Source organism: Rathayibacter sp. AY1E2 (assembly GCF_002932325.1).
Taxonomy (GTDB): Bacteria; Actinomycetota; Actinomycetes; order Actinomycetales; family Microbacteriaceae; genus Rathayibacter.
In genome coordinates this window covers 1-20,774 of sequence record NZ_PSVO01000018.1, presented here as the reverse complement: position 1 = coordinate 20,774, position 20,774 = coordinate 1, and the positions used below count along the sequence as shown (strand labels likewise).

The following is a 20,774-nucleotide window of genomic DNA, read 5'->3' as shown; positions in this document are numbered from 1 at the left end:
TGGAGAACGGGCCGCTCCGGTCCCTGGGGAGGAGCCTCGGCCGCTCCTCAGAACAGGTCCGCGAAACCCATCGCGACGAGGTTGTCGTGCGAGATCCGCAGGCAGTCGAGCGCGCTCCGCCCGTAGCGCTCGTCCTGCTCGACGAGGAGGTGGTCGACGCCGAGCGCGAGGCTCGTCCCGATGATCCCCGGGAAGTCGAGATTGCCCTCCCCCACCTCGGCGAACTGCACGTTCGAGGTGAAGGCGTGCACGGACCACCCGCCGGACATGTCGGCGGGCGGCCCGACCCGGTAGTCCTTCAGGTGCACCAGGGCGACGCGCTCCCCGTACCGGCGCAGCGTCGTCACAGGATCGAGCCCGCCCCGCTGCACCCAGTGCACGTCGAGCTCGAGCCCCAGCAGCGGAGCCCGCTCGGCGATGACGTCGAGCAGGAGGCGGCCGCCGTGCCGCGCGAACTCGTTGTGGTGGTTGTGGAGCAGCAGCCTCAGCCCGTCGTCGCGGAGCCTCGCCGCGGCGGCCTGGCAGCGGTCGGCGAAGTCGAGCAGAGCGGCCGGCGAGGCCGCCGCGGAGGCGGGCAGCATGCCGATCCGGACCGTGCGCGTGCCGAGCGCGCGGGCGTCGGCGACGATCCCGGCGAGCCCGCCCTCGAGCGCGGCGCCCGGGGAGTCCCCCGGTGCCAGGCCCGCCGAGATCGCCGCGATCTCCACGCCGAGCTCGTCCCGCGCCCGCTGCAGCTCGGCCACGGTGGCCGCCGTCAGCGGGATCTGCGAGATCTCCACCGACCGGTAGCCGATCGCTCGGACCTCCCGGAGCGTCGCGAAGGCGCCCGCCGAGGCGAACGCGTCCTTCAGCATCATCGCCTGCACGCCGATCCTGGTCACGGCAGTCCTCCCGGTCGCGGTGGGGGCCGGCGTCTCCGCGGCCCGGAACGCCCCCGACGGTAGAGGCGCGCCTCCGATCTTGTCAATCGATTGCCAATACGCGTATGGTCGTGGCACGGCGGCGCTCCTGCCCGCCGGTTCCCGACGACGAGAACGAGGCACGCACCGTGACCACCGCACCCGCGACGACCGCATCCGAGAACCCCGCACCCTGGACCCTCTCCGGCTTCGGCGACGAGATCGACCCCGACCCGGTCGTCCAGGTCGCCGTCCTCCGAGCGCTCGGCGCGCACAGCATCGAGGTGCGCAGCGCCTGGGGCCGGAACGTCGTCGACCTCGACGACGAGCGCCTCGCCCGCCTCGCCGCCGTGCTCGAGCGCGGCGGCCAGTCCGTCTCGGCCGTCGCCTCGCCCATCGGCAAGGTCGACGTCGCCCTCGACCCCGAGCTCGAGGTGGCGCGCCTCGACCGCGTCATCCGCGTCGCGCACACCCTCGGCACACCGAGCATCCGCGTCTTCTCGTTCTACCGGGGCGAGGGAGTGCCGGTCGAGAACATCCGCGACGACGTCCTGCTGCGCATGCGCAGGCTCGCCGATCGCGCCGAGCGCGAGGGCGTGGTGCTGCTGCACGAGAACGAGAAGGACATCTACGGCGACGTCCCCGAGCGGATCCTCGACCTGGTCGAGTCCGTCGGCTCGCCCGCCCTGCGCCTCGCCTGGGACAACGCGAACTTCGTGCAGTGCGGGGTGCGGCCCTTCGACGACGGCTGGACGGCGCTGCGGCCCTACGTCGACTACCTGCAGGTGAAGGACGCGGTGGCCGCGACCGGCACCGTGGTGCCCGCCGGCGAGGGCGACGGCCAGCTGCGCGAGACGCTCACCGCCCTGCGCGACGACGGCTGGACGGGCGTCGCCTCGCTGGAGCCGCACCTCGCGATCACGGACGCCCTCGGCGGATTCTCCGGCCCCGAGTCGTTCGGAGTGGCCGCTCGGGCCTTCCGGGGGCTCGCCTCCTCGCTCGGGATCGACCTGCGATGACCGTCCGCGCGGCGGTGATCGGCTGCGGCGACATCTCCTCCGTCCACCTCGCGGCGATCGGCACCGCACCCGGCGCGGAGCTGGTGGCGGTCTGCGACACCGACCCGGGCCGGCTCGCCGCGGCCGCCGAGAGGCACGCGGTGCCGGGCTTCCCCGAGGCGGTCCGGATGCTCGACTCCGTCCGCCCCGACGTCGTGCACGTCTGCACTCCGCACAGCACGCACGCCGCGCTGGCGGTCGCGGCCCTGGACCGCGGCGTCGCGGTGCTCCTCGAGAAGCCGCTCGCCTCCTCCGTCGCCGAGGGCGAGCAGGTGATCGCCGCGGCCGAGCGGGGCGGGGCGCGCATCGGCGTCTGCTTCCAGAACCGCTACAACCCGCCCGTGCAGCGCCTCCGCGAGCTGCTGGCGTCCGGCTCCCTGGGTGCCGTGACGGGTGCGGCCGCGACCGTGCTCTGGCACCGCACTCCCGGCTACTACCTCGACCGCCCCTGGCGCGGGATGCGGGCCGAGGGCGGCGGCGGGATGCTGATGAACCAGGCGATCCACACCGTCGACCTCCTGCAGTGGCTCCTCGGCGAGGTGGTCGCGGTGAGCGGCTCCGCCTCCACGCGCCTGCTGCCGATCGAGGTCGAGGACACCGCCGACCTGGTGCTCACCCACGCCTCCGGCGCGCGCAGCGTCCTCTACGCGACCGTGGCGAACGCGTGGGACGAGCCGGTCGAGCTCCGCCTGCGCACCGAGCGCGCCACCGTCTCGCTGCGCGGTGCCCTCACCGTGCGGCGCGACGACGGATCCGTCGAGGTCGTCCCGGACACGGAGCGCCGATCCGGCGGGCGCTCGTACTGGGGCGCCTCGCACGAGCTGCTCGTGCACGACTTCTACGCCCGCCTCGGCGAGGACGAGCCCTTCTGGATCTCGCCCCGCGAGGCGGCGAGGTCGCTCGCGATCGTCCAGGCCGCCTACGCCCCGAGCGCGCCCGCGCGGATCCCCCTTTCCACCCCGAACGAAGGACTCCTTCCATGACCACCGTCCGCCTCGGCATCATCGGATTCGGCGCCCAGGGCTCCTCCTACGCCCGCTTCCTCGCCGACGGCAGGGTGCGCGACCTCGTCGTCACGGCCGTCGCCGACGTCGACCCCGCCCGGGAGGCGGCGGCCGCCGCGCTCGCACCCGGAGCGTCCTTCCACACCGACCACCGCTCCCTCCTCGCGAGCGGAGAGGTCGACGCCGTCGTCGTCTGCACTCCGCACTACCTCCACCCCGGGATCGGCATCGACGCTCTCGAGCACGGGCTGCACGTGCTGGTCGACAAGCCGGCGGGCGTCTACGCCGCGCAGGTGGCGGAGCTGAACGAGGCCGCCGCCGCCCGTCCCGGGCAGCGCTTCGCGATCATGTTCAACCAGCGGGCTAACCCGCTCTACCGCCGGCTCAAGGAGGTCGTCGACGAGGGCGGGATCGGCCGGATCCTGCGCTCGAACTGGATCATCACGACCTGGTGGCGGCCGCAGGCCTACTTCGACCAGAGCGCGTGGCGCGCGACCTGGGGAGGCGAGGGCGGAGGCGTCCTGGTCAACCAGGCGCCCCACCAGCTCGACCTGTGGCAGTGGCTGTGCGGAGTGCCGGAGTCGGTGGTCGCGAAGGCCGGCTACGGGCGGTGCCGCGACATCGCGGTGGAGGACGAGGTGACGGTGCTCGCCGACTTCGGCGGGGGCGCGACCGGAGTGCTGGTCACCACGACGCACGACCCGATCGGCACCGACCGCCTCGAGATCGTCGGCGACCGCGGCCGGATCGTCGTCGACGACTCCCGGGTCGCGACCATCACCCGGCTGAACGCCCCCGAGCGCGAGGTCAGCGCCGCCCTCAGCGCCGAGGACGTGGGCCTCCTGCTCAGCGGTCGCTACGACACCGCGGGCCTCTCCACGACGGAGCGGATCGAGTCGGCGTCGGTCTGGGGCGAGCAGCACACGGCCGTCCTGCAGGACTTCGCGGACAGCATCCTGCACGGCACGCCGCTGCTCGCACCCGGGGCGGAGGGGATCCTCGGGGTCCGGCTCGCCAACGCCATCCACTACTCGAGCTGGACGGGACGCGAGGTACCGCTCGACCTCGACGAGGGCGTGTTCCTGGCGGCGCTCAACGAGCGGATCCGCGAGGAGGGGGCGTTCCCGGAGCGGAGCTGACGGGGCGGAGCCGCGCGGACCCGCGCTGGAGGGGCCGGAGCGGTGGGCGGCCGACCGGCGACGGCGGCCTCCCGGAGCGCGGGCTCCCCGATCCGGCCCGACCCGGACGCGAGCGACGGGCCGGGCGGGCTTCTCGGCCCTGTGGCAGCATGGGCGGCGGACGGCGCCCCGTCCGCCGCCGTGCCCCTCGAGAGAAGACCGCGATCGTGCCCAGCGAAGACGCGCCCACCGGCCCCTCCGCCGCGAGACGCCGCGGCCGCTCCGCGACGACGATCTACGACGTCGCCCGACTCGCCGGCGTCGCCCCCTCCACCGTCTCCCGCGGGCTGAGCACGCCCGGACGGCTGAACGCCGCGACCGAGCAGCGGATCCGCGCCGCCGCGAAGGAGCTGGGCTACCGGCTCAACCCGATGGCGCGCGCGCTGCCGACGGGCCGCACCTCGACCCTCGGGCTGCTGGTGGCCGACATCACCAACCCGGCCTTCTTCCCCGCCGTGCGCGGAGCGGAGCGGGCGGCGTCGCTCCGCGGCTTCACGATGATCCTCGCCGAGTCGCAGGAGTCCGGGGAGCGCGAGGCCGAGGCGGCCGACCGCATCGCCGCCTCCACCGACGGGCTCGTCCTCGTCAGCACCCGCCTCAGCGACGAGGAGATCATCGCGCTGGCCGGGCGCATCCCGGTCGTCGTCCTCAACCGCGTGGTCCCCGGCGTCGCGGGGATCGTGCCCGATCTCGCCCCCGGGATCGACGCCGCGCTCGACCACCTCGCGGCCCTCGGCCACCGCTCCCTCGCCTTCATCGCCGGTCCGCCCGACTCGTGGATGAGTGCCGCGCGATGGGAGCTCCTCCTCGACCGCGCTCCGCAGCGGGGCATGACGGTCGTCGAGATCGGGCCGGGCGTCTCGACCCTCGAGGGCGGGAGGAGCGCGCTCGCGAGGGTGACCGCCTCCGGCGTCGGCGCGGTGATCGCCTACAACGACCTGGTCGCCATCGGACTGATGCGCGCGGCTCAGGAGTCGGGCGTCGCGATCCCGGAGCAGCTCAGCATCATCGGCTTCGACGACATCTTCGGCAGCGACTTCACCTCGCCGCCGCTGTCGACCATCAGCGCGCCGCTGGGCCGGATGGGCGAGCGGGCGGTCCGCCGGGTGCTCGGCGACGAGGAGCCTCCGGAGCGGGCCGACGATCTGCCGACGGAGTTCGTCCCGCGCGCCTCGACGGGACCCCGCCGCGACTCCTGACCCCGGTCCGCGCCCGGCGCGCCATCCGGTGCGACACCTCTGGCAATCGGTTGACACTCCTCGGCACCCATACTTGGATGGCCCCGTGCCGACGAAGCTGCTGAACGATCCCGACCGACTCCTGCCGATCGACCCGACGACCCGGGCGATCGCCCGCGATCTCCACGCGAGCGTCGCCGACCTGCCGATCCTCTCCCCGCACGGGCACGTGGATCCGCGCCTCCTGCTCGAGGACCGCCCCTTCGCCGACGCGTCGGAGCTCTTCCTCCGGCACGACCACTACGTCACCCGGCTGCTCCACTCCGCCGGGATCGACCTCGGCGATCTCGGCATCCCCGGAGGCGAGCGCCTCGCCGGCCCGGAGGAGGTGTGGCGCACGTTCTGCGCGCACTGGCGGATCTTCGCGGGAACCGCCTCGGGCTACTGGCTCCAGTCGATCCTCGCCGAGCAGTTCGGCATCACCGAGCAGCCCGACGCCTCCACCGCCGACGCCCTCTTCGCGGCGATCGGGGCCCGGCTGGCGTCCGACGCCTTCCGCCCGCGGGCGCTCTTCGAGCGGTTCGGGATCGAGGTGCTGGCGACGACCGACGATCCGCTGGACGACCTGGCCGTCCATCGGGCTCTGGCGGAGGATCCGGCGTTCCCGGGCCGCGTGCTGCCGACCTTCCGCCCCGACGCCTACCTCGATCCCTCCACCCCCGGCTGGCCCGAGCGCGTCGCCGCCCTGGCCGCCGCCACCGGAACGAAGGAGTCCAGCTTCCCCGGATTCCTCGAGGCCCTCCGCGCCCGGCGCCGGTACTTCCTCGACCACGGCGCCGTCTCCGCCGACCACGGAGTGCTGGAGCCGCTGACCGTCGACCTCGACCCCGCCGAGGCGCAGTCCCTCTTCGCCCGCGCCCGCGCCGGCACGATCGACGCCGAGGGCAGCCGCGTCCTCGCCGCGCACCTGCTGCTGCAGTCCGCCCGCATGAGCGTCGACGACGGCCTGGTGATGACCGTCCACGCCGGGGTGCTGCGCAACCACGATCGGCCGACCTTCGAGCGCTTCGGTCCCGACACCGGGCACGACATCCCCGTCGCGACCCGGTTCGCCGAGCCCCTCCGTCCGCTGCTGCAGGAGCTCGGCAACGCACCGGGCTTCCACCTCGTCCTCTTCGGGATCGACGAGAGCACCCACTCGCGCGAGCTCGCTCCCCTCGCCGGCTACTACCCGTCGGTGTTCCTCGGAGCGCCGTGGTGGTTCCTCGACGCGCCCGACGCGGTGCTGCGCTTCCGCGCCGCCGTGACGGAGACCGCCGGCTTCTCGCGGAGCTCCGGCTTCATCGACGACACCCGCGCGTTCCTCTCCATCCCGGCTCGTCACGACATGGCGCGGAGGCTGGACGCCGCGTTCCTCGCGCGCCTGGTCGCCGAGGGACGGATCGACTCCGAGACGGCGAGCGCCGTCATCCTGGACCTCGTCGACGCCCAGCCGCGGAAGGTCTTCAAGCTGTGAGCGGGCACGGCGGAGGAGGCGGTCTCGATCGCGCGTCCGCGGGCCTGCCGGCGGCTCCCGTCCGCATCGTCCACCTCGGCCTCGGCGCCTTCCACCGAGCGCATCAGGCCTGGTACACGCACGCCGTCGACGACGACCACGAGTGGGGCATCGCCGCATTCACCGGCCGGAGCCCCCGCGCGGCCGAGGAGCTCGCCGCGCAGGACGGCCTGTTCACGCTGATCGAGCGCGGACCGGAGGGCGACTCGGCGACGGTCGTGGGCAGCATCGTCGAGGCGGTCGACGGCGCGGACGTCGCGCGTCTCGTCGAGCTCGTCGCAGCTCCGGCGACGGCGATCGTCACGCTGACGATCACGGAGGCCGGGTACCGTCTCGCCGCGGACGGCGGCCCCGACCTGGACGACCCCGCCGTCCGGAGCGACCTCGATGCCCTCCGATCGGGAGGAGCGCCGACGACCGCGCTCGGCCGCCTCCTCCTCGGCCTCACCGCCCGGCGCGACGCCGGCTCCGGCCCTCTCGCCGTCGTCCCCTGCGACAACCTCTCCGGCAACGGCCCTCTCGTGCGCCGTGGACTGCTCCTGCTCGCCGAGCGGCTCGACCCGTCGCTCGCCGACTGGATCGACCGCACCGTCTCGTTCGTGTCGACCTCCGTCGACCGGATCACCCCGGCCACCACGGCGGCGGACCGGGAGGCGGCGGCCGAGCTCACCGGCATCAGCGACGCCGCGGCCGTCGTGACCGAGCCGTTCCGCGACTGGGTCCTCTGCGGCGGCTTCCCCGCCGGCCGACCCGCCTGGGAGCGCGCCGGAGCCCGCTTCGTGGACGACATCGAGCCCTTCGAGCGGCGCAAGCTGCGACTCCTCAACGGCGCGCACACGCTCCTCGCCGCCACCGGCCGCCGGCGGGGTCTCGCCACCGTCGCGGAGGCGATCGCCGACCCCGCCTGCCGGAGCGCCGTCGAGGCGTTCTGGGCGGAGGCGGCGGCCGGCCTCCCCGCTGGTCTCGACGCGGACGCCTACTGCGCCGCCCTCCTCGAGCGCTTCGGCAACCCCCGGATCGAGCACCGGCTCGAGCAGATCGGCGCCGACGCGACCGCCAAGCTCCGCATCCGGATCGTGCCCGTGCTCCTCGCCGAGCGCGCGGGCGGACACGGCGGAGCCGCCTCCCTCCGTGCCGTCGCCGACTGGATCGCACTGCTGCTCCAGGGCGACCGCCTGCCCGATGCGCAGCGCCCCGCCCTCGACCGCGCCCTCGGCTCCGCCCGGCCCGTCGAGGCGCTGCTGCGGCTCGTGGACCCGCGCCTCGCCGACGACCCGGCCCTCGCCGCCGCGGTCGCCGCTCAGGCGGCCTAGACCTCCACCCCGCCTCTCCGCGCGGCGCCTCCCGGCGCCGTCGGCAACCGATTGCCACCCTCGCACCGTCTCGATGCGGCGCGGATCCCCGACGGGTCCGCGCCCGGGTAAAGGAGCCCGCATGACCCCCCGCACCACCGCGCCCGGAGCGCCCGCCGCTGAGAAGCTCTCGAAGCTGAGCATCGTGGGCTACGGCGCCGGCGACACGGCGAACAACCTCGCCTTCACCACCGCCACGATGTTCCTGCTCGTCTACTACACCGACGTCGCCGGGATCTCCGCGGCCGCGGCGGGCACGCTGCTGCTCGTCGTGCGGATCTTCGACGCGTTCGCCGACGTCTTCGCCGGCCGGGTCGTGGACCGCACCTACAGCAGGCGCTTCGGCAAGTTCCGGCCCTTCCTGATGTTCGGGTCGGTCCCGCTCCTGCTGCTCTCGGCCGCGACCTTCTCCGTCCCGCAGATCGGCGAGAGCGGAACCCTGCTCTACGCCTACCTGAGCTATGCCGCGCTCGGCCTCGCCTACAGCCTCGTCAACATCCCCTACGGCTCGCTCGCCGGAGCGATGACGCAGGTCGGCACCGAGCGCGCGAAGCTCGCCAGCGCCCGCGCCATCGGCGGCGCGATCGTGGGGGCCGGGCTCGGCACCTTCATGGCCCCGCTGGTCGTCCCCGGCGCCGATCTGCAGTCGCTCTTCTCGATCGTCACGCTGAGCTTCGTCGTCGTCGGCTCCGCGCTCTACCTCTTCACGATCCTGACCGCGAAGGAGCGCGTCCAGCGCGACGTCGCGCACGTCACGTTCCGTCAGAGCATGACGACCCTCCGCTCCAACCGGCCGCTGCTCTTCCTCTGCCTCAGCTCGTTCCTGTTCCTCACCGGGACGCTCGCGCTCCAGACCGTGCAGCTCTACTACCTGCGCGACGTGCTCGGATCGGTCCAGCTCTACGCCGCGATGTCGCTGATCCAGCTCGCCCTGACCTTCGGCCTGGCCGCCCTCGTCCCGACGATCGTGCGGCGGTTCGGCAAGCGCAACGCATACATGGCCGGAGTCGGGGTCCTGATCAGCGGCGGAACGGTCGTCTTCCTCGCCCCGGGCGACGCGGTGGCGGTCGGCTTCGGCGGACTGGTCCTCGCCTACGTCGGCATCCAGCTCGTCAACATGCTCGTCTGGGCGATCGAGGCGGACACCGTCGAGTACGGGGAGTGGAAGACCGGCATCCGCTCCGAGGGCACGATCTACGCCCTGTTCTCCTTCACCCGCAAGACCGGCCAGGCGGTCGGAGGCGCCCTCGCCGCGTACGCGCTGGCCTGGGGCGGCTACGTGGCCGGGGCCGCGGAGCAGAGCGAGCACGCCGAGTGGGGCATCCGCGCCGCCGCCGGCCTCATCCCGGCCGTCGCGGCCCTGCTCGCGGTGCTGATCATGGCGTTCTATCCGCTGACCGACCGCCGGCACGCGCAGATCGTCGCCGAGATCGCCGAGCGCCGCGAGAGCACGGGGCAGGCCGCGCCCGTGGCGCCCGGCCTCTCGACCGCCGCGTTCTCGATGGACCGCGCTCCCGGCCGGAACCCCTGACCCGATCCCCCACCACGAAAGGCATCCCATGAAGATCGACAAGGCCGAGGTCGTCGTCACCAGTCCCGACCGCAACTTCGTCACCCTCAAGCTCACGACCGACGACGGGCTGACCGGCCTCGGCGACGCGACCCTCAACGGCCGCGAGCTCGCCGTGGTCTCCTATCTCGCCGACCACGTCGTGCCGCTGCTCCTCGGTCGCGACGCCTCGCGCATCGAGGACACCTGGCAGTTCCTCTACCGGTCGTCCTACTGGCGCCGCGGGCCGGTCACGATGGCGGCGATCGCGGCGGTCGACACCGCCCTCTGGGACATCAAGGGCAAGGCCGCGGGCGTGCCGCTCTACCAGCTGCTCGGAGGCGCGTCCCGTACCGGCCTGCTCGCCTACGGCCACGCGTCCGGGCGGACGGACGCGGAGCTGTTCGACAGCATCCGCGAGCACCAGGAGCAGGGGTACCGCGCGATCCGCGTGCAGACCGCGGTGCCGGGGCTGACCTCGATCTACGGCATCGCCTCCAACGCCGTCCTCGAGGGCAACGCCGGTGTGCGCTACGACCACGAGCCGGCGCAGCGCGGCGGCCTGCCGACCGAGGAGGACTGGGACACCCGCGCCTACCTGCGCCACGTCCCCCGCGTCTTCGAGGCCGTCCGCAACGAGTTCGGGCCGGGGCTCCCCCTCCTCCACGACGGCCACCACCGGATGACACCGATCCAGGCCGCGGCCCTCGGCAAGTCCCTCGAGCCGTACGACCTCTTCTGGCTCGAGGACTGCACGCCCGCCGAGAACCAGGAGGCCCTCCGCCTCGTCCGGCAGCACACCACCACGCCCCTGGCGATCGGCGAGGTCTTCAACACCGTCTGGGACTACCAGCTCCTCATCCGCGAGCAGCTGATCGACTACATCCGCAGCGCGGTCACGCACACCGGAGGCGTCTCCCACCTCCGGAGGATCCTCGACCACGCCGCGCAGTACCAGATCAAGTCCGGGATGCACGGACCCACCGACGTCTCCCCGGTGGGCATGGCGGCCGCGATGCACCTGGGCCTGGCGATCCACAACTTCGGGATCCAGGAGTACATGAAGCACGGCGAGCGGACCGACAGCGTCTTCCAGCAGTCGTTCACCTGGAGCGAGGGACGGCTGCACCCGGGCGACGCCCCCGGTCTGGGCGTGGAGCTCGACGTCGACGCCGCCGGGAAGTACCCCTACGTGCGCGCGTACCTGCCCTTCAACCGCCTCGCCGACGGCACCGTCCACGACTGGTGACCTGCCCCCCTCCGCCGAGGCGATCCCGGACCGTCGAGGGAGCCACGGCAGCGGGCCCCCTCGACGGTCCGGGGTTCCCCCCGCTGGGCACAGGCCGGTCAGGGCACGAAGCGGTAGCCCATGCCCGCCTCGGTCAGCAGGTGCCGCGGATGCGCGGGGTCGGGCTCGAGCTTCTTGCGCAGCTGCGCGAGGTAGAGGCGCAGGTAGCCGGTGTCGGTGACGTGCGCGGGGCCCCAGATCTCGGCCAGCAGCGAGCGGCGGGTGACCAGCTTGCCCGCGTTGCGGATGAGGATCTCGAGCACCTGCCACTCGGTCGGGGTGAGCCGCACGGAGACGCCGTCCCGCGTCGCGCTCTTGGCCACCAGGTCCACGGTCACCTCGCCGATCACGACCAGCGGCTCGCCGTCGGCCGGCTGCACCCGCCGCGAGAGGGCCCGGATGCGCGCGAGCACCTCGTCCATCGAGAACGGCTTGGTGACGTAGTCGTCCGCGCCGGCGTCGAGCGCGCCCACCTTGTCGGCCGCGCCCGTCCGCCCCGACACCACCAGGATCGGCGCGCTCGTCCAGCCGCGCAGTCCGTGGATGACCTCGACCCCGTCGAGCCGTGGCATGCCGAGGTCGATCATGTAGAGGTCCGGATGCTCGTCCACCGCGCGGTTGATCGCCTCGGTGCCGTCGCCGGCCGTCACCACGTCGTATCCGCGGGCGGTGAGGGTGATGCGCAGGGCGCGCAGGATCTGCGGGTCGTCGTCGGCGATCAGGATCTTCATGCGGCTCCTCCGGAGTCCTCTCGCGGGGCGGCGCCCGACCCGCCGTCGTGCGGAGCGGCAGGAGCGACGTGAGCCGCAGGAGCAGCGGGAGCAGTCTCCGGCGCCAGCGGCAGCGTCACCACCATCGTCAGCCCGCCCCCCGGAGTGTCCTCCGTCTCGAGCGTGCCGCCCATCCCCTCCGTGAACCCCTTGGAGAGCGCGAGGCCGAGGCCCAGGCCCGTCAGGTTGTCGTCGTCGCCGAGTCGCTGGAACGGCACGAAGATCTCGGCGCGCCGCTCCTCGGGCACCCCGGGGCCGTGGTCGACGATCCGCAGCTGCGCGCTCCCGCCGAAGGCGCTGGCGGCCACGCGCACCCGGGTGCCGGACGGCGCGTAGCGGACGGCGTTCGCGAGCAGGTTGACCACGACGCGCTGCAGCAGAGCCGCGTCGGCGAGCAGCGCCGGGCCCTCCGGATCGAGGTCGAGGTCGACCTCGCCGGGACCGAGCCCGAGCTCGTCGAGCGCGGGGAGCACCACGTCGGCGGCGTCGAGCGGAGCGAGCGCCACGGCGAGCGCCCCCGCCTCCAGCCGCGTCACGTCGAGCAGGTCGGTGACCAGCGCGGCCAGCACGGTGAGGCTCTCGTCGGCGGTGGCGAGCAGCTCCTCCCGGTCGCGCTCGCTCCAGACCACCTCGGGCGAGCGCAGACCGCTGACCGCCGCGGTGGCCGCGGCGAGGGGCCGGCGCAGGTCGTGGCTGACGGCCGAGAGCAGGGCGCTGCGCACCCGGTCGGTCTCGGCCAGCGGAGCGAGGGAACTGGCCGTCTCGCTGAGGGCCGCGTTCTCGAGCACCGAGTCCAGCTGGGCGGCGACGACCTGGAGCAGTCGCCGCTCGCTCCCCTCCAGCTCGCGGCCGTGCAGCTCGAGCACCGCGCCCTCGCCCACCGCGATGCGCGCGGGATCGCCCTCCGGCTGCGGCTCACCGTCCGCCGCGACGAGCTCGCCGCCGCGCAGCAGCCGCACGCCGGTCAGCCCGAACGCCTCGCGCGAGCGCTCGAGGATCGCCTGCAGCGCCCCCTGCCCGCGGATCACGCCGCCCGCGATCGTCGCCAGCAGCTCCGACTCCGCCCCCGACCGCTTGGCGGCCCGCGCCCGCCGGGCCGCGCGGTCGACCACGGCGCTGACGAGCGCCGCGTTCAGCACGTAGAGCACCAGCGCGAGCGCGTGCAGAGGCTCGTCGACGGTGATCGTGTAGAGGGGATCGACGAAGAAGAAGTCGAGGGTCAGCCCCGAGAGCACGGCCGCGAAGAGGGCCGGCCAGAGCCCGCCGACCAGCGCGACCACCACCACCAGCAGCTGGTACGAGAGCACGTCGCTCGTGATCGACTCGTCGCTGCGGAGGCTCGAGAGCAGCCAGGTCACCAGCGGGCCGCCCACGAGGGCGAGGGCCAGTCCCAGGAGGCGGCGCCGCAGCGTCAGGGCCCCGTCGAGCCTCGGCAGCACCGCGGTGCGCCCGGCGGCGGAGTGGCTGACGATGTGCACGTCGATGTTGCCGGACTCGCGGATCACCGTCGACGCCGTGCCGGGCGTCAGCGCCGAGGCGAGACGGCCCCGCCTGCTCACGCCGATCACCAGCTGCGTCGCGTTCACCGAGCGGGCGAACTCGACCAGCGTGCGCGGCACGTCCTCGCCGACCACCTGGTGGTAGCTGCCGCCGAGCTTCTCGACCAGCACCCGCTGCGCCTCGAGCACGTGCGGCCGGGGAGTGCGGAGGCCGTCGGGGGTCACCACGTGCACGGCGAGCAGGTCGCCCCCGGAGGCGCGGGCCGCGATCCGCGCGCCGCGCCGCAGCAGGGTCTCCCCCTCCGGCCCGCCGGTGAGGGTCACGACCACGCGCTCGCGCGCCTCCCAGGTGCTGTCGATGCCGTGCTCGACGCGGTAGTCGCGGAGCGCGCTGTCGACCTCGTCGGCGAGCCAGAGCAGCGCGAGCTCGCGCAGGGCGGTCAGGTTGCCGAGCCGGAAGTAGTTGGACAGCGCCGCGTCGATGCGCTCGGGCGGGTAGACGCGGCCGTCGGCGAGGCGGTCGCGCAGCGCCTGGGGCGCCAGGTCGACGACCTCGATCTGGTCGGCGGCGCGGAGGACCGCGTCCGGGATCGTCTCGCGCTGCGGCGCTCCGGTGATCGCGTGCACGACGTCGTTGAGCGACTCGATGTGCTGGATGTTCACGGTCGAGAAGACGGTGATGCCGGCGTCGAGGAGCGTCCGCACGTCCTCCCAGCGCTTCTCGTGCCGGGAGCCGGGGGCGTTGGTGTGCGCGAGCTCGTCGACCAGCGCGACGTCGGGCCGGCGGGCCAGCACCGCGTCGAGGTCCATCTCGTCGAGCAGCACGCCGCGGTGCTCGACGGCCCTCCTCGGCACGACCTCCAGCCCCTCGACCATCGCGGCGGTGGCGGAGCGGCCGTGCGTCTCGACCACGGCCACCACGACGTCGCGACCCTCGGCGGCGAGCCGGCGGCCCTCCTCGAGCATCGTGTAGGTCTTGCCCACTCCGGGCGCGGCTCCGAGGAGCACGCGCAGGCGGCCCTTCGTCATGCTCCCGGCCTCCCCTCGTGCTCGCGGCGCCGGGGCGCCCCGGGCTCGCGGGACCGGCGTCGATCCGCTCGATCGGACGGTCCCGACGAGCCGATCGCGATTCTACGAGCCGGAGGCGCCACCGGATCGGTCACAACCGCGCGAGAGCGGCGTTGAGCTCGAGCACGTCCACCGTCGGCTCGCCGAGGTACCCGAGCTCGCGGCCCGCGGTGTGCTCCTCGACCAGCGCGCGCACGGCGCTCACGTCGAGCCCGCGGGCGGCGGCGACGCGGGGCGCCTGCAGCTGCGCGTAGGCGGGGCTGATCGCGGGGTCGAGCCCCGAGGCGGAGGCGGTCAGCGCATCGGCCGGCACCGCGGCCGGGTCGACGCCCTCGAAAGCGGCGATCGCGGCCCGGCGCTCCTCGACGGACGCGACCAGGTCGGCGTTCTCGGGGCCGAGGTTGCTGCCGGTCGAGGCCGCGGCGTCGTAGCCCGCGGCGGAGGGACGCGACTGGAACCACTCCGGCAGGGGCGCTCCGTCGGCGTCCGTGAACGACTGGCCGATCAGCGACGAGCCGATCACCGCGCCGTCCTGGCGCAGCAGCGAGCCGTTCGCCTGGGCGGGCAGGGCGAGCTGCCCGATCCCGAGCACCGCGAGCGGGTACGCCGCTCCCAGCAGCACGGTGAGCACGATCATCGCGCGCAGCGCGACACCGTAGGGACGGAACATGGTCTCTTCTCTCTGTCTTCGGTGGTCGGGACGGGCGGATCAGAAGCCGGGGATCGCGGCGACGATCAGGTCGACGAGCTTGATCCCGAGGAACGGAGCGATCACTCCGCCCAGCCCGTAGACCAGGAGGTTGCGGCTGAGGATGCGCGAGGCGGCGACCGGGCGGTACGCCACTCCGCGCAGCGCGAGCGGGATCAGCACGACGATCACCAGCGCGTTGAACACGATCGCCGAGAGGATCGCCGAGGCCGGCGAGTGCAGCTGCATCACGTTCAGCACCGCGAGCCCGGGGAAGACCCCCGCGAACATCGCCGGGATGATCGCGAAGTACTTCGCCACGTCGTTCGCGATCGAGAACGTGGTGAGCGCGCCGCGGGTGATCAGCAGCTGCTTGCCGATCCGCACGATGTCGATGAGCTTGGTGGGGTCGGAGTCGAGGTCGACCATGTTGCCCGCCTCCTTCGCCGCCGAGGTGCCGGTGTTCATCGCCACGCCCACGTCGGCCTGCGCGAGGGCCGGGGCGTCGTTGGTGCCGTCGCCGGTCATCGCGACCAGCGCGCCGCCCTCCTGCTCGCGCCGGATCAGGGCGAGCTTGTCCTCGGGGGTCGCCTCGGCGAGGTAGTCGTCGACTCCCGCCTCCGCCGCGATCGCCTTCGCGGTCAGCGGGTTGTCGCCCGTGATCATCACGGTGCGGATGCCCATCGCGCGCAGCTCCGAGAAGCGCTCGGCGAGCCCGTCCTTCACCACGTCCTTCAGGTGCACGACGCCGAGCAGGCGGGCGCCGTGGGCGTCCTTCACCGCGACGACGAGGGGCGTGCCGCCGCTCTCCGAGACGCCGTCGACGAGCACCGTGAGGCGCGCCGCGACCGCGGACGGCAGCGGCCCCTCCTCCTCCACCCAGGCGCGCACGGCCGAGCCGGCGCCCTTGCGGATGGAGGAGCCGTCGGGGAGGTCGAGCCCGCTCATCCGGGTCTGCGCGGTGAACGGCACCACGGCGGCCTGAGCGGGCTCGACGGCGGGACGGCCCGAGTCGTCCGCGAGGTCGACGATCGACTTCCCCTCGGGTGTCGGGTCGCTGAGCGAGGAGGAGGCGGCCGCGTCGACGAGGGCGGCCTGCGCCACTCCGTCGAGCGGGAGGAACGCCACCGCGCGGCGGTTGCCATAGGTGATGGTCCCCGTCTTGTCGAGCAGGAGCGTCGTGACGTCGCCCGCCGCCTCCACCGCCCGGCCTGACATCGCGAGCACGTTGCGCTGCACGAGCCGGTCCATGCCGGCGATGCCGATGGCCGAGAGGAGGGCGCCGATGGTGGTCGGGATGAGGCAGACGAGCAGGGCGACCAGCACCGGGACGCTCACGGAGGCTCCTGCGAACGAGGCGATCGGGTTCAGGGTCAGCACGACCACGACGAACACGATCGAGAGGCTCGCCAGGAGGATGTCGAGCGCGATCTCGTTCGGCGTCTTCTGCCGCGACGCGCCCTCGACCAGGCCGATCATCCGGTCGACGAAGGTCTCACCTGGCCGGGAGGTGATGCGCACCACGATCCGGTCCGAGAGCACTCGCGTGCCGCCCGTCACCGCGCTGCGGTCGCCTCCGCTCTCGCGGACGACCGGCGCCGACTCGCCCGTGATCGCCGACTCGTCGATGGAGGCGATGCCCCAGACGATGTCGCCGTCGCCGGGGACGAGGTCGCCCGCCTCCGCCACGACCACGTCGCCCAGCTGCAGCTCGGCCGAGGAGACCTCGACCAGGCGGGCCGACAGGGCGGAGGGGTCCGCGGGGTCGTAGTCGACCACGCGCCGGGCCGGAGTGCTGGTGCGGGTGGCGCGCAGGCTCTCGGCCTGGGCCTTGCCGCGGCCCTCGGCCACCGACTCCGCGAGGTTCGCGAACACCACGGTGAGCCAGAGCCAGATCGCGATGCCGGCCGTGAAGGTGACGGGCACCGTCGATCCGCCCGACTCCTCCGGCCCCCCGAGGAACGGCTCGGCGATCGCCAGCACCGTGGTCAGCACGGCGCCGACCTCGACGATGAACATCACGGGGTTGCGCCACATCAGGCGCGGATCGAGCTTGCGCAGCGCTCCGGGGAGGGCGGCGGCGAGCTGGCGCGGCCCGAGGGCGGCGCGGGTGGGGCGCGCGGGTTCCGCGGGGGCCTCGGTGAGTGCAGTAGTCATCGGAGTCGCAGTCCTTCCGCCAGGGGGCCCAGCGCGAGTACGGGGAAGTAGGTGAGCGCGGTCACGACGACCGTGACGCCCACGAGGAGGCCGACGAACTGCGGCCGGTGGGTGGGCAGCGTGCCGGCGCTGGAGGGCACCGGCGACTGCGCCGCGAGCGAGCCGGCCAGGGCGAGCACCAGCAGGATCGGGAGGAAGCGGCCGAGGAGCATCGCGACGCCGAGCGCCGTGTTGAGCCAGGGCGTGTTCGCCGTCAGCCCGGCGAACGCCGAGCCGTTGTTGTTGGACGCGGAGGTGAAGGCGTAGAGCACCTCCGAGAGCCCGTGCAGGCCGGGGTTCAGGATCGACGTGCTCTCCACGTCCTCCCGCACCGCCGGGATCGCGAAGCTCAGGGCCGTGCCGGCCAGCACGAGCGTCGGCGTCACGAGGATGTAGAGGCTCGCGAGCTTGATCTCGCGCGGGCCGAGCTTCTTGCCCAGGTACTCGGGCGTCCGGCCGACCAGCAGCCCGCCGACGAACACGGCCAGCACCGCGAGCACGAGCATCCCGTAGAGGCCCGAGCCGACGCCGCCGGGGGCGACCTCGCCGAGCATCATGTTGAGCATCGGCAGCATGCCGCCGAGCGCGGTGAAGGAGTCGTGCATCGCGTTGACGGCGCCGGTCGAGGTGAGCGTCGAGGCGGTCGCGTAGAGGGCGGAGCCGGCGATGCCGAAGCGCGTCTCCTTGCCCTCCATCGCGGCTCCGGCGGCCTGCGCCGCGGATCCGCCGCCCGCCGCCTCCAGCGCGGTGAGGGCCGCGAGCGACACGACGAAGATCGTCGCCATCGCCGCGAGGATCGCGCGCCCCTGCCGCACGTCGCCGACCATCCGGCCGAAGGTGCGCGGCAGCGAGAACGGGATCGCGAGGATCAGCACGATCTGCAGCAGCGACACCCACGCCGAGGGGTTCTCGAACGGGTGCGCGGAGTTGGCGTTGAAGTAGCCGCCGCCGTTGGTGCCGAGCAGCTTGATCGCCTCCTGCGAGGCCACCGCGCCGCCCGGGATGCTCTGCTCGCCGCCGGTGAGCGTGGTCACCGTCAGCGGGCCGTTCAGGTTCTGGATCACGCCGCCCGCGATCATCACGACCGCCGCCACCACCGCGAGGGGCAGCAGGAGGCGCAGCGTGCCGCGCACGAGGTCGACCCAGAAGTTGCCGAGCGTTCCGGAGGAGCGGCGCGCGAATCCGCGGATCAGCGCCACCGCCACGGCCAGGCCCACGGCCGCCGAGACGAAGTTCTGCACGGCGAGGCCGCCGAGCTGCACCGCGAAGCCGAGGGTCGCCTCCGGGGAGTAGGACTGCCAGTTGGTGTTGGTGACGAACGAGACGGCGGTGTTGAACGCCAGCCCCTCCGGCACCGCGGGCAGGCCGAGGGAGCCGGGCAGGACCGCCTGGAGGCGCTGCATCCCGTAGAGCAGGAGCACGCCGACGAGCGAGAAGGCCAGCACGGCCCGGAGGTAGGCGCGCCAGCTCTGCTCGCCCGCGGAGTCGACGCCGATGAGGCGGTAGACGCCGCGCTCGAGGGCGAGGTCGCGCGTCGAGGTGTAGACGCGGAACATGTGGTCGCCGAGGGGGCGGTGGAGGAGGGCGACGGCCAGGCCGACGGTCGCGACCTGGAGGACGGCGAGGAGCGGATCCATCAGAAGCGCTCCGGTCGGATCAGGGCCGCGACGAGGTAGACGGCGGCGGCGAGCGCCAGCACGGCCGCGAGGGCGTCGAAGACGATCACCGGCCCGCCTCCTTCTCGCGGGTCCCGCGGGTCGCCGAGGGGGGCGGTCCGCCCAGCCGCTCGACCCCCTTCGCGGCGAGAGCGATGAGCGAGAAGAGGGCGAGCACGCCGAGGAGGTAGGCGAGGTCGAGCACGGAGGACTCCATCCGGGGAGCGGACGACGCCCGGGACCGGACGCCTGCCGGGAAGCGGCACAGGAAGCGATGCAACACCTCGCGGGGGCCCCTCGGAGCGGTCCTCACGGTTCCCCTACGGCCCGGCCCGGAGTCCTCGCGTTTCCCTCACGCGGACGGCGGGGGGCGCCCGGCGGAGGGGCGGGACCCGGGCGGTGAGAGCGTTCTCCCTCAGCAACGGCGGGGGTCGACGTCCCGAAGATCACATTTCGGCATCGCCTGGACAAATTCACGGCCCGCGCTTTACTCCTCCCGATCGAGGGAATATGTTCTCTCCGTGGACAAAGCCCCTCGGGGCTCTCCCGCCCTCCCGGGCGACGACACGACGACGTGCGCCACACGTGCACGCCTCTTGTCGTCCTCTCCCTCGGACACTGCTTTCAGAGAGGAATGCACTCCATGAAGTTCTCCCGCGGCATCACCACGCTGGCCGCCGCCGGCATCATCTCCCTCGGCCTCGCGGCCTGTTCCGCGAGCCCCGCCAACTCCGGAGGCGCCGCTGCCGGCGCCGGCGCGGAAGGCGACTGCACCGTCGGCATCTCGATGCCCACGCGCAGCCTCGAGCGCTGGATCAACGACGGCGAAGGCCTCCAGTCGCAGCTCGAGGGCGACGGCTGCACCGTCGACCTCCAGTACGCCGACAACAAGACCGATCAGCAGATCTCGCAGATCCAGAACCAGATCGCCGGCGGCTCCAAGATCCTGGTCATCGCCGCGATCGACGGCGAGGCGCTCGCGCCCGTCCTCGCCGAGGCGAAGAAGCAGAACGCCACCGTCATCGCCTACGACCGTCTCATCAACGGCACCGCGGACGTCGACTACTACGCGACCTTCGACAACTACAAGGTCGGCCAGCTCCAGGGCCAGTACATCGAGTCGACCCTCGACCTGAAGAACGCCGCGGGCCCCTTCACCCTCGAGCCCTTCGCCGGCAGCCCCGACGACAACAACGCGAAGTTCTTCTTCTCCGGCGCGTGGGACGTCCTGCAGCCCTACATCGAGAGCGGCAAGCTCACCGTCCCCTCGGGCAAGTCGCCCGCGTCGGACGACGACTGGGCCTCGATCGGCATCCAGGGCTGGGCCTCCGACAAGGCGCAGTCCGAGATGGACAACCGCCTCTCGTCCTTCTACACCGGCGGCCAGAAGGTCGACGTCGTGCTCTCCCCCAACGACAGCCTGGCCATCGGCATCGAGGCCTCGCTGAAGTCGGCCGGCTACACCCCCGGCGCCGACTACCCGGTCATCACCGGCCAGGACGCCGACAAGGCCAACGTCAAGGCGATCCTCGCCGACGAGCAGTCGATGACGGTCTGGAAGGACACCCGCACCCTCGGCGACCGCGTCTTCCAGATGGTGCAGTCGATCGTCGCGGGCGAGGAGCCCGAGGTCAACGACACCGAGACCTACGACAACGGCGAGAAGGTCGTCCCGTCCTACCTGCTGGAGCCGCAGGTCGTCACGAAGGACGACGTGCAGTCGGTCCTCGTCGACTCCGGCTTCCTCAAGGCCGGCGACGTCGGACTCTGATCCGTCGGGCGGGGGCGGGGAGGAGCGATCCTCCCCGCCCCCGCCTCCCCGTCCGCACACCACTCC

17 protein-coding genes are annotated in these 20,774 nt (G+C 73.2%); 9 read left to right on the top strand and 8 right to left on the bottom strand.

The genetic code is table 11. The features are described from left to right. Window positions 1-47: 47 nt before the first annotated feature. Window positions 48-881 (bottom strand): sugar phosphate isomerase/epimerase, encoded by an 834-nt coding sequence (locus C5C49_RS12705; protein ID WP_258068461.1) that lies wholly within the window; start codon window positions 879-881, stop codon window positions 48-50. A gap of 167 nt (window positions 882-1,048) precedes the next feature. Between C5C49_RS12705 and C5C49_RS12700 the strand changes: the two genes are divergently transcribed. From C5C49_RS12700 to manD, 8 genes are all read left to right on the top strand, one after another. Beyond that, window positions 1,049-1,918 carry a sugar phosphate isomerase/epimerase gene (locus C5C49_RS12700; protein WP_258068460.1) on the top strand — a complete coding sequence of 290 codons (870 nt, stop codon included), beginning with the start codon at window positions 1,049-1,051 and terminating at the stop codon, window positions 1,916-1,918. Beyond that, window positions 1,915-2,940, top strand: a complete 1,026-nt coding sequence (locus C5C49_RS12695) for a Gfo/Idh/MocA family protein (RefSeq protein ID WP_104346295.1) — start codon at window positions 1,915-1,917, stop codon at window positions 2,938-2,940. Before C5C49_RS12700 ends, C5C49_RS12695 begins: the two co-directional genes overlap by 4 nt. Then, window positions 2,937-4,100 (top strand): Gfo/Idh/MocA family protein, encoded by a 1,164-nt coding sequence (locus C5C49_RS12690; RefSeq protein WP_104346294.1) that lies wholly within the window; start codon window positions 2,937-2,939, stop codon window positions 4,098-4,100. Before C5C49_RS12695 ends, C5C49_RS12690 begins: the two co-directional genes overlap by 4 nt. Before the next feature lie 206 nt (window positions 4,101-4,306). Next, window positions 4,307-5,338: a LacI family DNA-binding transcriptional regulator gene (locus C5C49_RS12685; RefSeq protein WP_159940282.1), complete on the top strand. Its 1,032-nt coding sequence runs from the start codon at window positions 4,307-4,309 to the stop codon at window positions 5,336-5,338. 85 nt (window positions 5,339-5,423) lie between these two features. Beyond that, window positions 5,424-6,833, top strand: coding sequence for a glucuronate isomerase (gene uxaC, locus C5C49_RS12680; RefSeq protein ID WP_104250264.1), 1,410 nt, complete (start codon window positions 5,424-5,426; stop codon window positions 6,831-6,833). Beyond that, on the top strand, window positions 6,830-8,185 hold the full coding sequence (locus tag C5C49_RS12675; RefSeq protein ID WP_181135775.1) for a mannitol dehydrogenase family protein: 1,356 nt from the start codon (window positions 6,830-6,832) through the stop codon (window positions 8,183-8,185). Before uxaC ends, C5C49_RS12675 begins: the two co-directional genes overlap by 4 nt. A 121-nt stretch (window positions 8,186-8,306) precedes the next feature. Beyond that, the gene (gene uidB, locus C5C49_RS12670) at window positions 8,307-9,755 is read left to right on the top strand and encodes a glucuronide transporter (protein ID WP_104257955.1); all 1,449 of its coding nucleotides are present in this window, start codon (window positions 8,307-8,309) and stop codon (window positions 9,753-9,755) included. 28 nt (window positions 9,756-9,783) lie between these two features. Next, window positions 9,784-11,022: a D-mannonate dehydratase ManD gene (gene manD / locus C5C49_RS12665; RefSeq protein ID WP_104346293.1), complete on the top strand. Its 1,239-nt coding sequence runs from the start codon at window positions 9,784-9,786 to the stop codon at window positions 11,020-11,022. 98 nt (window positions 11,023-11,120) lie between these two features. Here the strand turns inward: manD and C5C49_RS12660 are convergent, their stop codons facing one another. The 7 genes from C5C49_RS12660 to C5C49_RS17075 form a co-directional block, all read right to left on the bottom strand. Next, window positions 11,121-11,792: a response regulator gene (locus C5C49_RS12660; RefSeq protein ID WP_104222647.1), complete on the bottom strand. Its 672-nt coding sequence runs from the start codon at window positions 11,790-11,792 to the stop codon at window positions 11,121-11,123. Beyond that, the gene (locus C5C49_RS12655; RefSeq protein WP_104346292.1) at window positions 11,789-14,359 is read right to left on the bottom strand and encodes an ATP-binding protein; all 2,571 of its coding nucleotides are present in this window, start codon (window positions 14,357-14,359) and stop codon (window positions 11,789-11,791) included. Before C5C49_RS12655 ends, C5C49_RS12660 begins: the two co-directional genes overlap by 4 nt. Window positions 14,360-14,489: 130 nt before the next feature. Then, entirely contained in the window at window positions 14,490-15,068 is a 579-nt protein-coding gene (gene kdpC / locus C5C49_RS12650) for a K(+)-transporting ATPase subunit C (RefSeq protein ID WP_104225770.1), read from the bottom strand. 39 nt (window positions 15,069-15,107) lie between these two features. Beyond that, window positions 15,108-17,243, bottom strand: coding sequence for a potassium-transporting ATPase subunit KdpB (gene kdpB, locus C5C49_RS12645; RefSeq protein WP_104346291.1), 2,136 nt, complete (start codon window positions 17,241-17,243; stop codon window positions 15,108-15,110). After that, window positions 17,240-18,919, bottom strand: coding sequence for a potassium-transporting ATPase subunit KdpA (kdpA, locus tag C5C49_RS12640; protein ID WP_104222651.1), 1,680 nt, complete (start codon window positions 18,917-18,919; stop codon window positions 17,240-17,242). Before kdpA ends, kdpB begins: the two co-directional genes overlap by 4 nt. Further along, on the bottom strand, window positions 18,919-19,008 hold the full coding sequence (gene kdpF, locus C5C49_RS12635; protein ID WP_104346290.1) for a K(+)-transporting ATPase subunit F: 90 nt from the start codon (window positions 19,006-19,008) through the stop codon (window positions 18,919-18,921). The genes kdpA and kdpF overlap by 1 nt, the downstream gene beginning before the upstream one ends. After that, window positions 19,005-19,154, bottom strand: coding sequence for a hypothetical protein (locus C5C49_RS17075; RefSeq protein WP_167299012.1), 150 nt, complete (start codon window positions 19,152-19,154; stop codon window positions 19,005-19,007). The genes kdpF and C5C49_RS17075 overlap by 4 nt, the downstream gene beginning before the upstream one ends. Before the next feature lie 426 nt (window positions 19,155-19,580). Between C5C49_RS17075 and chvE the strand changes: the two genes are divergently transcribed. Then, window positions 19,581-20,708: a multiple monosaccharide ABC transporter substrate-binding protein gene (chvE, locus tag C5C49_RS12630; protein ID WP_374952918.1), complete on the top strand. Its 1,128-nt coding sequence runs from the start codon at window positions 19,581-19,583 to the stop codon at window positions 20,706-20,708. Window positions 20,709-20,774 lie beyond the last annotated feature (66 nt).